Origin of the sequence: Wolbachia endosymbiont (group A) of Sphaerophoria taeniata, assembly GCF_947250735.1 — a bacterium.
In the GTDB taxonomy this organism is placed as follows: Bacteria; Pseudomonadota; Alphaproteobacteria; order Rickettsiales; family Anaplasmataceae; genus Wolbachia.
In genome coordinates this window covers 599,391-613,104 of the sequence record NZ_OX366344.1, presented here as the reverse complement: position 1 = coordinate 613,104, position 13,714 = coordinate 599,391, and the positions used below count along the sequence as shown (strand labels likewise).

The 13,714-nt window shown below is 36.8% G+C and carries 14 protein-coding genes and 1 pseudogene; 10 read left to right on the top strand and 5 right to left on the bottom strand.

All coding sequences use genetic code 11. From position 1 onward, the window contains the following. Nucleotides 1-118 precede the first annotated feature (118 nt). The 4 genes from rpsP (at nucleotide 119) to trpS (ending at nucleotide 3,084) form a co-directional block, all read left to right on the top strand. Nucleotides 119-439 carry a 30S ribosomal protein S16 gene (rpsP, locus tag OOK84_RS03100; RefSeq protein WP_253307256.1) on the top strand — a complete coding sequence of 107 codons (321 nt, stop codon included), beginning with the start codon at nucleotides 119-121 and terminating at the stop codon, nucleotides 437-439. An 11-nt stretch (nucleotides 440-450) separates the two neighbouring features. Next, nucleotides 451-1,437: a polyprenyl synthetase family protein gene (locus tag OOK84_RS03095; RefSeq protein WP_264732453.1), complete on the top strand. Its 987-nt coding sequence runs from the start codon at nucleotides 451-453 to the stop codon at nucleotides 1,435-1,437. A gap of 61 nt (nucleotides 1,438-1,498) precedes the next feature. Next, nucleotides 1,499-2,068 (top strand): nucleotide exchange factor GrpE, encoded by a 570-nt coding sequence (locus tag OOK84_RS03090; protein ID WP_253307254.1) that lies wholly within the window; start codon nucleotides 1,499-1,501, stop codon nucleotides 2,066-2,068. A 17-nt stretch (nucleotides 2,069-2,085) separates the two neighbouring features. After that, nucleotides 2,086-3,084 (top strand): tryptophan--tRNA ligase, encoded by a 999-nt coding sequence (trpS, locus tag OOK84_RS03085; RefSeq protein ID WP_264732451.1) that lies wholly within the window; start codon nucleotides 2,086-2,088, stop codon nucleotides 3,082-3,084. 86 nt (nucleotides 3,085-3,170) lie between these two features. Here the strand turns inward: trpS and OOK84_RS03080 are convergent. Together OOK84_RS03080 and OOK84_RS03075 are read right to left on the bottom strand one after the other, a co-directional pair. Beyond that, a pseudogene (locus OOK84_RS03080) lies at nucleotides 3,171-3,379 on the bottom strand (IS256 family transposase); the annotation flags it as partial. 10 nt (nucleotides 3,380-3,389) lie between these two features. Continuing rightward, the gene (locus tag OOK84_RS03075; protein WP_264732449.1) at nucleotides 3,390-3,905 is read right to left on the bottom strand and encodes a gamma carbonic anhydrase family protein; all 516 of its coding nucleotides are present in this window, start codon (nucleotides 3,903-3,905) and stop codon (nucleotides 3,390-3,392) included. Nucleotides 3,906-4,049: 144 nt separating this feature from the next. Here OOK84_RS03075 and secG point away from each other — a divergent pair, with 144 nt between their 5' ends. From secG to OOK84_RS03060, 3 genes are read left to right on the top strand one after another with little or no spacing between them, the layout of a single operon-like run. Further along, nucleotides 4,050-4,370, top strand: a complete 321-nt coding sequence (gene secG, locus OOK84_RS03070) for a preprotein translocase subunit SecG (RefSeq protein WP_264732556.1) — start codon at nucleotides 4,050-4,052, stop codon at nucleotides 4,368-4,370. After that, the gene (locus tag OOK84_RS03065) at nucleotides 4,370-5,974 is read left to right on the top strand and encodes a CTP synthase (protein WP_264732447.1); all 1,605 of its coding nucleotides are present in this window, start codon (nucleotides 4,370-4,372) and stop codon (nucleotides 5,972-5,974) included. The genes secG and OOK84_RS03065 overlap by 1 nt, the downstream gene beginning before the upstream one ends. A gap of 41 nt (nucleotides 5,975-6,015) precedes the next feature. After that, the gene (locus OOK84_RS03060; RefSeq protein WP_264732554.1) at nucleotides 6,016-6,435 is read left to right on the top strand and encodes a nucleoside deaminase; all 420 of its coding nucleotides are present in this window, start codon (nucleotides 6,016-6,018) and stop codon (nucleotides 6,433-6,435) included. 106 nt (nucleotides 6,436-6,541) lie between these two features. Here the strand turns inward: OOK84_RS03060 and OOK84_RS03055 are convergent, their stop codons facing one another. Continuing rightward, the gene (locus tag OOK84_RS03055) at nucleotides 6,542-6,742 is read right to left on the bottom strand and encodes a hypothetical protein (RefSeq protein ID WP_264732445.1); all 201 of its coding nucleotides are present in this window, start codon (nucleotides 6,740-6,742) and stop codon (nucleotides 6,542-6,544) included. A gap of 21 nt (nucleotides 6,743-6,763) precedes the next feature. Between OOK84_RS03055 and OOK84_RS03050 the strand changes: the two genes are divergently transcribed. After that, nucleotides 6,764-6,907 (top strand): hypothetical protein, encoded by a 144-nt coding sequence (locus OOK84_RS03050; protein WP_264732442.1) that lies wholly within the window; start codon nucleotides 6,764-6,766, stop codon nucleotides 6,905-6,907. Between the two features lie 116 nt (nucleotides 6,908-7,023). Here the strand turns inward: OOK84_RS03050 and OOK84_RS03045 are convergent, their stop codons facing one another. Together OOK84_RS03045 and OOK84_RS03040 are read right to left on the bottom strand one after the other, a co-directional pair. Next, complete coding sequence (locus OOK84_RS03045; RefSeq protein WP_264732440.1) at nucleotides 7,024-8,298, bottom strand: MFS transporter; 1,275 nt, start codon at nucleotides 8,296-8,298, stop codon at nucleotides 7,024-7,026. A 440-nt stretch (nucleotides 8,299-8,738) separates the two neighbouring features. After that, on the bottom strand, nucleotides 8,739-10,286 hold the full coding sequence (locus OOK84_RS03040; protein WP_264732439.1) for a coiled-coil domain-containing protein: 1,548 nt from the start codon (nucleotides 10,284-10,286) through the stop codon (nucleotides 8,739-8,741). A gap of 520 nt (nucleotides 10,287-10,806) precedes the next feature. On the opposite strand from OOK84_RS03040, the gene OOK84_RS03035 reads away from it, so the two are divergent. After that, the gene (locus OOK84_RS03035) at nucleotides 10,807-13,455 is read left to right on the top strand and encodes a valine--tRNA ligase (RefSeq protein ID WP_264732438.1); all 2,649 of its coding nucleotides are present in this window, start codon (nucleotides 10,807-10,809) and stop codon (nucleotides 13,453-13,455) included. 68 nt (nucleotides 13,456-13,523) lie between these two features. Then, nucleotides 13,524-13,712 (top strand): hypothetical protein, encoded by a 189-nt coding sequence (locus OOK84_RS03030; RefSeq protein WP_264732436.1) that lies wholly within the window; start codon nucleotides 13,524-13,526, stop codon nucleotides 13,710-13,712. Nucleotides 13,713-13,714: the final 2 nt, after the last annotated feature.

Below are 13,714 nucleotides of genomic sequence, written 5' to 3'. Positions count from 1 at the left end.
CCCGGCGCTGCCCTACATTATTGGTAATTATATTATAAGGTGCAAAAGTTGTATAATTCATTTGACTTAAAACGGCTCATTGTATAAAATTGTGACTAATATATGAATAAAGGTTAACATGGTAGTTAAAATAAGGTTGGCAAGGTTTGGCGCAAAGAAACGCCCTTTTTATAGGATAGTTGTAGCTGATTCACGAGCACCAAGAGATGGGCGTTTTATTGAGAAAATAGGACAATATGATCCAATGTTACCAAAAGACAATAAAAATCGTGTTGTGGTGAAGGCTGATAGATTAAAACATTGGCTAAGTGTAGGCGCGCAAGCAACTGAAAGAGTACTATGGTTCATTAAAAAAGGCATAGTAACTTTAGAAACAGAACCAAAGAAAACAGAAAAGAAGAAAGTAGAGAACGAGAAAGCACAGGGACAAGAAGCATAAGTCTCTTTAAAATGCTAAATACTGATTTAACAAATAATGGTAAATTAGACGATGTCGTATCTTCTGATTTATCAGCTATGAAGGACTTTATCTTCAAAAATGTCAATGATGAAGGTGCTAAGCTTGCTACTGATATTATATCTCATCTTGTTAGTTCAGGTGGAAAAAAAATAAGGCCTAAACTAGTTTTTATTATATGTAAAATGCTAAACTATTCTGGGGAGGATAGGATCAACGTTGCTGCATCGGTAGAGTTTATACACAATGCTACTTTACTTCATGATGATGTGCTCGATGAAAGTGAGGCACGCCATGGAGTTAAAACAGCGAATAAGATTTGGGGAAATAAATCAAGCATTTTAGTTGGTGATCTATTGTTGACTCTAGCATTTAGATGGCTTATAGAGTGTGGAAATTTAAATATTCTCTCTATTTTATCTAAAGCATCGCATTTACTTGTGAAGGGTGAAATAAAGCAGATGACAACATGTTTTGACCCCCACACAGTCAGGGAAAATTATTTTGATATCATTGGAGAAAAGACAGCATCTTTATTTTCTGCATGCTGTGAAGCTGCATCTACAGTATCTGGTGCAACAAATGACGAAACAGAGAGGCTAAAGAATTTTGGTTTTAATTTTGGTATGGCATTTCAAATAGTTGATGATATGCTCGATTATACTGCTAATCAAGGCACTTCTGGAAAACAAGTCGGAAAAGACTTTTTCGAAGGTAAAGTCACCTTACCTGCTATTATAGCATACGAAAAGGGCAGTCCAGCAGAGCAAAAATTCTGGGAAAAATGCTTTTCTTCAGCTAGACACAATTTTGACCAAGCATTACACTATATTAATCACCATAATGCCATTCAGCTTTCTATGGAAAAAGCTAGACACTACATTAATATGGCACAAAATGATATTAGTACTTTTTCTGATTCTTTTTATAAAATTACTTTAATTGACTTTTTAAATGCGAGCATAGAAAGACAAATGTAGCTGGTGCTTGATATTTTCGAATTAATTGCTATATATTTATTAGATTCTTAAGGATAGTGATATGTCAGACAGCAGTAAAGAAAAAAAGAGGAAATTTGCCGATATGGTAAATAGGCAAAAAGGTGACGACCAACAAAGTGATAACCATAAGCAAACTGATGATTTAAATGAAGATCTCAATACATTAAAAGAACGTGCAGCTCAGCTTGAAGATCATTTACGCCGTGCTGTTGCAGATAATGAAAACGTCAAACGTATAATGCAAAAGCAAATTAGCGATGCAAGTGACTATGCAGTCACAAAATTTGCACGTGATATGATCGACTCGTGCGACAATTTAAAAAAAGTAATGGAAATTTTGAAAGACGGTGATCCTGTTCATGAGGGGATTAAAGTAGCTTATCAAAAAATTATAAATGATCTAAAAAAACATGGAATAGAGGAAGTAGATCCACTTGGTGAGCTTTTTGATAGTAATTTACACCAAGCTGTTGTGGAAAGAGAAGACAATGAAAAAGAGCCTGGCACTATTATAGAAGTACTACAGACTGGTTATACTATCAAAAATAGGTTGCTCCGTCCTGCAATGGTTATTCTTTCTAAGAAATCTGCTGATTGTGGAAGCGATTAGCATGAGGTAAATGTATAATGACAAGTATTGTCTTTTCAGGTATCCAGCCAAGTGGCGTACTACATTTAGGTAATTATCTTGGTGCAATCAAACAGTGGATAGACTTACAGGATAAATACAAATCTCTTTTTTGTATTGTCGACCTACATGCAATCACAGCAAATAAGCTTCTCGCAAGTGAATTAAAAAGTAATATTTTCAAAACAGCAGCAGCTTATATTGCATGTGGAATAGATCCAGAAAAGTCCATTATTTTTAATCAGTTCACGGTTAGTGGTCATGCAGAACTGGGCTGGCTGCTTGGGTGCTATACACCAATTGGTTGGCTTAATCGCATGACTCAATTTAAAGATAAAGCTGGCGGCGATAAACAAAAAGCCTCTCTTGGATTATATAGTTATCCAGTACTTATGGCTGCAGATATATTGTTGTATCAAACTAAATACGTTCCTGTTGGTGATGATCAAAAACAGCATTTGGAGCTTGCACGTGATATTGCATCAGCTTTTAACAATCATTATAAACTGGATTATTTCATAGTACCTGAAATCTTAACTTTGGATTGCACATCAAGAATAATGAGCTTAAGAGATGGTACAAGCAAGATGAGTAAATCTGACCCTTCAGAATATTCGTGCATTAACCTTGATGATACAGATGACTTAATTGTTAAAAAAATAGAAAAAGCAAAAACAGATTCAATTCTAGGCTTTGATTTTGCTACTTTAGAGTGCCGACCAGAGATAAGCAATTTGATAAACATTTATTCAGTGCTTAGTAATTTAAGTGTGGAAAAAGTGTGTGAAGAAGTGAACAAACATGACATGAAGCACTTCAAAAAAGAGTTAGCTGATTTAATTATCAGTGTTATATCACCCATACGTGAGAGAATGAATGATCTTTTAAAAGACCAATTCCATTTACATGAAATATTAAAAAAAGGTACAAAGAAAGCAGCAGAAATTGCAACCCATAATATAAAAGAAATCAAGGATATTATTGGATTTGCTCAATAGACCTCTTGCATAACCTAAGGAATCAATTCAAAATTGTAAAAACAGGCAATAAGGAAATGTTCAAAAAAGTGTGTCAAACCGCATTTTTAACTCAACTCAATTTTCAATCTACCAGGAAAGAAAATATCAAGTTGAGATATAGTTAAAGCCCAATTAGGATAGTCCAATTTTGCTCTGCCTTTTTTATAGCACAATATACCTGTTTGTACAAGCTAGTAAATGAGCCCTTAGTTTTAGTGAATTTTCTAATCTGTCTATGCAGTCCCTCAATAGGGTTGGTAGTATAAATTAGCCTCACGCGAACTTTAATTTTTATATTCCTTCATTAGCATAATATAATTTTGTGCTGATTGTGTAATATGTTTAATTTCTTCATTCGACATTTTTTTGAAGAACTTTGCTGGCCTGCCAGCCCATATTTCCCCACTTTTTATTACTTTTCCATGTGTCACTAGCGAGCCAACAGCTACCATAGCTTCAGGCTCCACAACTGCATGGTCCATCACGGTAGAGCCCATACCAATAAACGCTTTATCATGCACCATACATGCATGCAACATACAAAAATGTCCCACTGTTACCATATTGCCAATAGTTGTATCACCACCTGGGTTTCTATCCACATGAATTACCGTTCCATCTTGAATATTTGTTCCATCACCTATTTTTATTGATCCAACGTCCCCTCTGACCACACAATTAAACCAGATGCTCGCATCTTTTCCTATTTCAACCTTGCCTATGATATGCGAACCACCTGCGATGAAAGCACTTTCGTCTATTTTTGGTTCATAATCTTTGTATTTTAAAATGTGATACATATTAAGCCCACAGTTTTATGCATATGCTAACCAAAATAAGGTAGGCAGTAAATACATACTTAGATTCCAAGCTACTTGGGTGACAGATGTTCTTGACTTATGCACTTTATGCTCCTAAAATTTTTATTTTCAGCTCTATCTATAATGTCAGTAGCGGTATTAAGTATATTTCAAGTAATATTGGTTGTTGTGTTAGTAATTTTAGTGCTCTTGCAGCCGCCTGGGAGTAGTTCGTTAAGTGGTTTTAGTAATACACAACAGGGAGTCAATTCGATGATTCCGGTAAAATCTTCTGAAAACCCGCTCAGCAGAATAACGGCTATTGTTGCTGGATTGTTTATTATAAACACATTGCTATTGTCAGGATTATATTCAAAAGACGTACATAAAAAATCGATTGCAGAGAAAATTATATTAGAAAAAAAGCAAGAAAGTGAACCTACTTCTGTTCCATTTGAAAATTAATGAAGGAAGCTAAATTTATCTTTGTCACAGGTGGAGTTGTGTCATCGCTTGGTAAAGGCTTAGTTGCTTCAAGCGTTGGTGCGCTTCTTCAAGCTTACGGTTTTAAGATCCGTATCAGAAAACTTGACCCGTATCTCAACATTGATCCTGGGACAATGAACCCAACTCAGCACGGAGAGGTGTTTGTTACCGAGGATGGTGCTGAAACTGATTTGGATCTTGGGCATTATGAGCGTTTTACTGGAATTAAAGCAACAAAAGATGACAATATAACAACTGGTAAGATATATCATGAGTTGTTGAAGAAAGAGAGGCGTGGTGATTATCTGGGCAAAACTGTGCAAGTCATTCCTCATGTGACAGATTTAATCAAATCGTTCATTTTTAATGGTACGGAAGGTTTAGATTTTGTAATATGTGAAATAGGCGGAACTGTAGGTGACATTGAAAGCCAACCATTTTTGGAGGCTATACGCCAAGTTAACTACACATTAGGAAAACAAAGAGTTATCCTTATTCACTTAACTTTAATACCATATCTTACCGCAGCGCAAGAATTAAAGACAAAACCAACGCAGCATTCAGTTCGAGAGTTAAATTCCGCGGGGTTACAACCAGATATTATATTATGCCGCAGTGAGAAAGAAATTTTCGATAATCAGAGAGAGAAAATAGCTAAGCTTTGCAATGTTTCTTTGTCCAATGTGATACCTGCTCCTGATGTGAGTCATATATATGAGTTACCGGTGTTGTATAGCCAATGTGGGCTTGATACGCAAATTTTGGAGCACTTTCATTTAAGTGAGCCAAAACCAAGCTTGATTGAATGGGATCAAATAGTGCATTCTATAAGGCACCCAACACAGGAAGTTACTGTGTCTATAGTGGGAAAATACACCGAATTCCCTGATGCGTATAAATCACTAGTTGAAGCATTAAATCATGGTGCGATTAGTAATAAAGTCAAAGTAAAGATAAATTGGGTTAACTCAAGAGAGAAGGAAGAAAAACCTATAAATGAAAAGCTTATAGGGGAGAAGTTACAGAATTCTCATGCAATTCTTGTCCCAGGGGGGTTTGGTGATGACGGAGTAGAGGGTAAAGTATTAGCAATAAATTATGCCCGTACAAATAATATCCCATTTTTCGGAATTTGCCTTGGTATGCAGCTTGCAATTATTGAGTTTGCTCGTAATGTTGTTAAGCTTGAAGATGCACACTCTGAAGAATTTCATAACTGTAAACATCCAATCGTTAAGTTAGCTGGCGATCAAGATGACGATCTTGGTGGAACCATGAGACTTGGGGCATACAAATGTAATATAAATGCAAGCTCTAAAATGATGGATGCATATAGTAACACTACTATTTCAGAGAGACACAGGCATAGATACATAATCAATTCAGATTATAAAGATGATTTGGAAAAAAATGGGCTTCTATGCAGTGGCATATCAGAAGATGGAACGTGCATAGAGGCAGTGGAGTTAGAGAGTCATCCGTGGTTTATTGGTGTGCAGTTTCATCCAGAGTTTCAATCAAAGCCGTTTTCTCCTCATCCTCTTTTTATATCGTTTATTAAGGCAGCAGTTAATAAAATTTAAAAAAAGAAGATTAGCAAAGGAAAGTGTTCAAGTATCAATATATGGAGCTTGCCATAGAGCAAGCCAAACTTGCTCAGAAAGATGATGAGGTTCCCATAGGTGCCGTAATAGTTAGTGGAAGCAATGTCGTTTCTTCTGCACACAACATATCCAATGATCCAACTGCACATGCAGAGATGTTAGCGATCAAGCAGGCATGTGAGTTGCTCTCAACTTCAACGCTTTATGATTCTGACATATACGTAACATTAGAACCATGTCCGATGTGTGCTCAAGCTATTTCCTTTGCTAGAATTAAACGATTGTACTTTGGAGCTTATAATCCAAAAGGTGGAGGAATTGAAAATGGTGCTAAGATATTTCAATTTTGCAGCCATATACCTGAAGTTTATGGTGGGATATTAGAAACAGAATGCTCTTTTTTGTTAAAGGATTTTTTTGAAAGACTGAGAGACATTTGACAAACCGTCATGCTACTTGTTTTCCGATACAAATTCGTCATCCCGCTACGTGTTAGCGGGATCTATGCTAGGAGATACCGTGACGGTATGACGGTTAAGTAATTCGTCATTCCAGCGCGTGACGCACAACTATACAAACATTGTCCCACCAGCAGGGTGTCATGCAAGTAGCTGACACATAGCTGTACGAACATTCATTTTTGAAGGTAAATTGCACAGCAAATGGTGTCATCCCAGTGCCCAGACACTGGGATCCAGTAAATTTATTTCCTATATATGAAAAGTTATTATGTTTATATACAGACACATCAGAAATGGAAAGATTTATATGATGAAATTACATGATAAAGGCTGGATCCCAGTGTCTGGGCACTGGGATGACAAAAAAGGGGCTACTCGGATGACAAAAAAAGAGCACTGGGATGACAGGAGAAGGGGCTACTCGGATAACAAGAAGAGGCTACTCGGATGACACCCTGACAACCGTCATCCCGCTAACAAGCAGCGGGATGACGGTTGTCAGGGTGTTAGCTACTTAGATGAAACCCTTTTCCGGTGGAGATCACTATCAAATCACATAAGAGAAAACTAAGACCAATCACATTTTTTATCTTGCGGTTTTATTTGCAATATTGCTACCACACTGATCAACAAGCAGAAGACTATATAAAGCCCAGCAGCAAGGTTTGTTTGAGGAAATGTTACAGTCAACCAAATACAAACCATAGGAGTAAATCCTCCATGTAACGCATAAGAGATGTTGCGTGATAAGCTCACACCACTAAATCTAACATTGGTGGGAAAGAGTTCAGATGCAACTATTCCTATGGGAACTATACCTCTTTCTATTATAGAAAGAGCCATTACACTAAGCATAATTATAAGGTAATTTTTGTAGTAATATGCAATAGATAACGCAGGACAACATAGTGCCATTGTAATTGCTATAAATAAGATTGCAGTGCGCTCTTTTCCAACTTTATCAGCCAACATTCCAAACGCTATTGAAGATATCGGCATTAATACACTGGTTATAATGAGCACAATTTCGTTGATATATGTCGTTACATACACATCCACTGATGCTATTTCCTTTGCGAGTGTTCGAAGAAATATGGTAAATCCGACAGCAACATTAACAGGTACAGATATTAAAATAGCAAGTATAAGAGCTCTCTTGTGGCGCTTTATAAGCTCTATTATTGGCAAATCAGGTAAATTTCTTTGTTTTCGATTTTTTTCATATGCTGGAGTTTCTCCCAATGTGTATATGCTATACGCGCTAATTAATCCTAAAATAGCTGAGAAAACAAATGGCAATCTCCAACCCCAGGTACAAAAATCAGTAGTTTTTTTGCAGATAATTACTATCACCGCAGAAAGCAAGACACCAATGGAGCGGCCAAAGCCCATTATTCCAAAATACATCCCTAAGTTCTCTTTCCTACTGGATAAATGTTCTATAAGATAAACAGAACTTCCTTGTTCACCACCAAGTGCAATTCCTTGTGTCACATGTATTGCAAGAAGCAATATAGTAGAAATTATACCTACTTGATTGTGACTTGGAATAAATGCAATGAGACTTGATGGTATCGATATTAGCAAGATAGTAATTATTAATGCTATCCTTCTTCCATATCTGTCACCAACGTGACCAAATATGAATGCACCAAGTGGCCTTACAATTGCACCTAGCCCTACAATTCCAAATAATTGCAGTATGTTACTGTAGACATCTTTTGCAAAACAAAACTCTCTGCTAATTATGTTAATCAAATCAGTGAAGAGCATGTAGTCATACCATATTGCGATTCTGCAGAGTATGGTTGATATCAATACCCTTATTTGGTGATTATCCACTAAATTTAATTCGTAAATGTTTGCTTATTCTATTCTGGCTGCTTTTTGGGATTTTGCAACCTAAGGTGTGGGTTGACTTTTTTGTTATGGTATGTGATAATTGAGATTGTTAAAATTTAGGTATTCACTGACCGTTCTTGTTATAAACACCAGAATAATAAGCTACTGATATTCTCCATCTTTTTTATCTTTAATCCATCATAGCTAGCGATGCAACAAAGCCATTCCAGTGTCCGCTACTCAAATGACATGGTGAGGCGTCATCCTGCTGCTCCTTTCTTGTCATCCCGCTAACAAGTAGCGGGATGACGATTGTCAGGATGTCATCCTAGTAGTGTGACACTGGTTCACTCTATAATGATTTCATCCCAGCGCCCTCTTCTTGTCATCCAAGTAGCTGACGCTGGTTCCTTTATGACGGTTTCAGCCCAGTGCCTTTGTTACTTCTTTTTCCCATTCTCATTTACTTCTTGTGCTTTCGCTCCATCTACTTGAATACTAGGTAATGCTACATATGTAATACTACCAGCTACGAGTGCAGATGCTACTGCTATACCAATCATTACTAACATCTCTAACCTAACTGTACGTTCAAGTGCAGTAAATGCTATCAGTCCAGCAGCAAGACCCATACCAACACCAGCAGTGTACCGTGCTGCATTGCTTTGTTTTGGTTGCTCAATTGTTTTGTTTTTAGCTTCTAATTCTTTATTTTTCTTCTCTAATTGCTGAACTCGATCATTTTTATCTTCTAAGTCTTTCTTTAGGCTTTTAACTTCATCATTTAATTTGGTTATTTGATCTTTAGCTTTATTCTTTGCATCTTCTAGTGCTTTATTTTTCTCCTTCTCGGCTTCTTTTTTTGCATCTTCTAATTCTACCTTTAAGTCCGCAACTTCCTTACTGAACTTACTTGCATTTATTATACTGTTCTTTAACTCTTTCTTAATCGAATCCACAATTTCATCTGCATTTTTACTTTGATCAGTCCCTATTATAGATTCTATTTTGATTTGTAACTCTTCATGCAATTTCTCCTTCTCTTCATCTTTCATTTTTGATAAATTACTGCCTATTATATCTTCTATTGTGCTCTTTAATTTTCCATCATATAAGCTCTTAAGTTTGTCTCCTAAATCTTGACCTGTTAATTCAATTAGACCTTCTATCTCTGTCTTTATTGAACCTTCTGCAAATAAATCCTCAATTGCAGTATTATCTTTTATTAAATTATCTAGTTGCTGTTGTAAGCCTGTTTTTTCCTGCTGTAACTGCTTAACTTTCTCCTCAGCTTTCTGCTTTTCACCTTCTAATGTTTCTATTTTATCTTTTAATTCTTGCTGTTGCTGCTCAGCTGCATTGAATTTAGTTTCTAATTCTGTTTTTTCCTTCTCAGCTTTCTGATTTGCAGCATCTAGTGTTTGTTTTTCCTCCTCTAACTTCTTAACTTCAGTCTTTAACTTCTCAATTTCAGCATTTGGCTGTTGTTGTTTTAGTTGTGCTATTTCTTTCTCTTTAGCTTTCAAATCTGTCTGTAAATTTGCAGCTTCAGTGTTTTTAGTTTCTAATTCTTGTGTTTTAGTTTTCAATGCTTCCTCAGCTTTCTGCTTTTCAGCTTCTAATGCTTTATTTTTTTCCTCCTCAGCTTTAGCCAATTGAGTTTGTAAGTCTGTTTTTTCCTTCTCTATCTGCTCAAATTTATTTGCTTTTTCTTGTATTTCATTTAATAGTTCAGCTTTGAGTTGAGTTTTCACTCCCTCTGTTAACTCAGTTTTTAGAGCATCTTTCACTCCCTCTGTTAACTCAGTTTTTAGTTCATTTATTATTTTGTTTCTTATTTCAACTACTTTGTCTCCTATTTTTTGTGCATCTTTTACTTCTAATATATCTTTTAAAAGAGTCTTTAGTTTTTGTTTTGTTTCTTTGTTTATATTAGAACCATTATCTAAGCCACTACTGATACTTCTTAAATTATCATAATTCAACATATTAAATCTCAATATAAATAATATTTAAGGTAGTATGATGCCTTTAAAACTTAACGTCAAGTAATATTTTCCATAGTGTGTTATGCTCGTAAAATTTTGGCGTAGCCGTATTTGCTTAATTGTGCTATAGCTAAAGTAATTTAGGTTTATCGACAATCGTCATCCCTCTGCTTGTTAGCGGGATCTATGCTAAGAGATACCGCGGCGGTATGACGGTTAAGTATCCTGCTACGTGTTAGCGGCTGAGATACCGCGAATGAATCGCGGTATGACGGTTCGTGGTGGTATGACGATAACCTCGTCATCCCGCTGCTTGTTAGCGGGATCTAGAGATACCGCGGCGTATGACGGTTAAGTATCCTGCTACGTGTTAGCGGCTGAGATACCGCGAATGAATCGCGGTATGACGGTTCGTGGCGGTATGACGGTTGAGTATTCCGCTACGTGTTAGCGGCTGAGATAACGCGAATGAATCGCGGTATGACGTTGCTAGCTTAAGGTTTAAAATTGAGAAATATTTATGTTAAAAGAAAAATACGGCTTTAAAGAAATTGAAGACAAATACAACATATTATGGGAAGGTAGTAAAGTTTATAAATGGAATGGTGAAAAGGATAACACTTTCACTATAGACACACCTCCACCAACAATATCGGGAAAACTCCATATTGGCCATATATTCAGCTATTGCCATACAGACTTTATTGCAAGGTTTCAGCGCATGCTGGGAAAAGATGTGTTTTATCCAATTGGGTTTGATGATAACGGGCTTCCCACTGAAAGATTGGTTGAACAAACCTATAAAACACGTGCAAAAGAAGTTGGCAGAGAAAAATTTATAGAGATGTGCCATGAAGTTATTGAAAAATCAAAGCAAGAATTTAAGGAACTATTTAAATCGGTCGGCATTAGTTATGACTGGAGTTTGGAATATCACACGATCAGCAAGGAAACTGTGACACTTTCTCAAATGTCGTTTATCGATCTATATAATAAAGGGTATGCATATAGAAAAATGCAACCTATTCTTTGGGATCCGGTTGATAAAACCGCAATTGCGCAAGCAGAAATAGAAGATAAAGTTTTTGAGTCATCCTTAAATACGATAGTTTTCTCTACTCACGAAAATGAGCAGATCAATATTGCAACTACGCGACCTGAGTTACTTCCCGCATGTGTTGCAGTTTTTTGCCACCCAGAGGATGCACGCTACACCCATCTGATTGGCAGAACAGCCGTAGCGCCAATAACAAAGGAAAAAATTCCAATAATAGCTGATGATAAGGTTAAAGTAGATAAAGGCACTGGGCTTGTTATGTGTTGTACATTCGGTGATGAGCTCGACATATATTGGCAGCAAAAGCATAATCTGCCGATGAAAATTATCATCGATCAGGATGGGAGGATGAACCTGCATCCACCACATGGTCAGAAGGAAAGAGCATGGATCCCAGTGTCTGGGCACTGGGATGACACCATAGGTGGCACTGGAATCCAGGAAATAGAAGAATGGATCCCAGTGTCTGGGCACTGGGATGACACCATAGGGGCTACTCGGATGACAGGAGAAAGGGCTACTCAGATGACAAAAGAAGACGTCATTCCACCACACCCCGGCGTCATTCCAGCGCGTGACGCTGGAATCTACAATGAAATCAATGGATTGAAAGTTACAGCAGCAAGAAAGAGGATGATCGAAATCCTAACTGAGAAGGAGTTACTAATAGAAAGCACTAACATTTCTCATTCTGTTAAGTGCGCAGAAAGGTCTGGTGCACCACTTGAGATATTGCCTACTTATCAATGGTTTATCAAGACCTTAGAGCAAAAAGCTCAAGTATTAGATAAAGCAAAAGAATGCAATTGGCATCCAGCTACTATGCGTAAACGTATGGAAGTGTGGATAGAAGGGCTAAATTGGGACTGGTGCATCTCAAGGCAGCGCTATTTTGGTGTGCCATTTCCAGCGTGGTATTCCAAACGTAAGGGAGAAGAAGGTAAAATTATTCTAGCTGAGATAAAGGACCTACCTATAGATCCACTCAAAGATTTGCCAAAAGGGTATAGCAAAGAAGAGGTTATCCCAGATCAAGATGTAATGGATACCTGGGCCACAAGTTCAATTACTCCTCAACTAAGTGCACTGGCAGTAAACAGTGAGTTTAGCTTACCAAATCATCGCTATAATACAATATTTCCTGCAGATCTGCGCAGCCAGAGCCATGAGATAATAAGAACTTGGGCTTTTTATACGATTTTGAAAGCACATTATCATGCAGATTCTTTACCTTGGAAAAACATTATGATCAGCGGTTGGTGTTTAGCCGATGATAAGAAAAAGATGAGTAAATCAAAAGGTAACATCATCACTCCTCATGTAATACTTGAAACTTATGGAGCTGATGTAGTACGCTATTGGGCAGCGAACTCAAGGCTTGGAGTTGATACAGTCTACTCTGAAAATATATTTAAAATTGGCAAGCGCCTAGTTACAAAACTTTGGAACGCTAGCAAGTTTGTTTCCATGTTCATGGAAAAGCATCAAGTAATGAGCATAAATTCTGCTCACGAGACAATAGATAAGTGGATATTGTCTAAGTTATACAAAGTTATAGAAAGAGCAACGAATAACCTATTACAGTTTGAATACTGCGAAGCTTTGGACGTAATAGAGGAATTTTTTTGGAAGGATTTTTGTGATAACTACTTGGAATTAGTAAAAAAACGCGCGTACGGAAGCAGTGAAGCAACCTTAAGTGCAAAACAAAGCTTGGCGTATGTGTTAAATGTTATTTTGCGGTTATTTGCACCTTTTTTGCCTTACATTACAGAAGAGATATACCACCAGTTGTATAGTTATAATTCTGTACACAATCAAAGTAATTGGCCGAGCAAAGAAGAGCTTATCTACGATAAATATTCAGAGGAAATGGGAGACAATTGCGTGCAGATATTAAACATTATCAGAAAGATAAAAGCAGATAATAATGTATCAGTTAAGCATTTGATAAAGAAATTAGTGATAAAAGCAGATCTAAGAGAGGACAAATTGAATCAATCCGCGCAGAATGACCTACAAGCAGTTTGCAATGCGGAAATGATAGAGTGGATGCAGTCTGAGCTTGAAACTGAAGACGGGAAATACATAGTGAATATAGACTTATACTGATTTTTATAGCTTTACTTCCTTTGATATCCATACTATTATAATCATTATTAGTTGTGAGGATGAGGGATTTGTATAGTAAAACCAATGCACCATATCTTATAGCTGGTGCTTTTGCTACTTTGGTATTGCTTGCATCTGGGACACTTGCTGTTGCTCCTTATGTTGCATTCTTATCTCCAATTGCAGCCTTTAATGTAGCTCTTCCTGTTGCCTTGAGTTTATCTATACTATCTACTTTGATACTCGCACTTTCATGAAA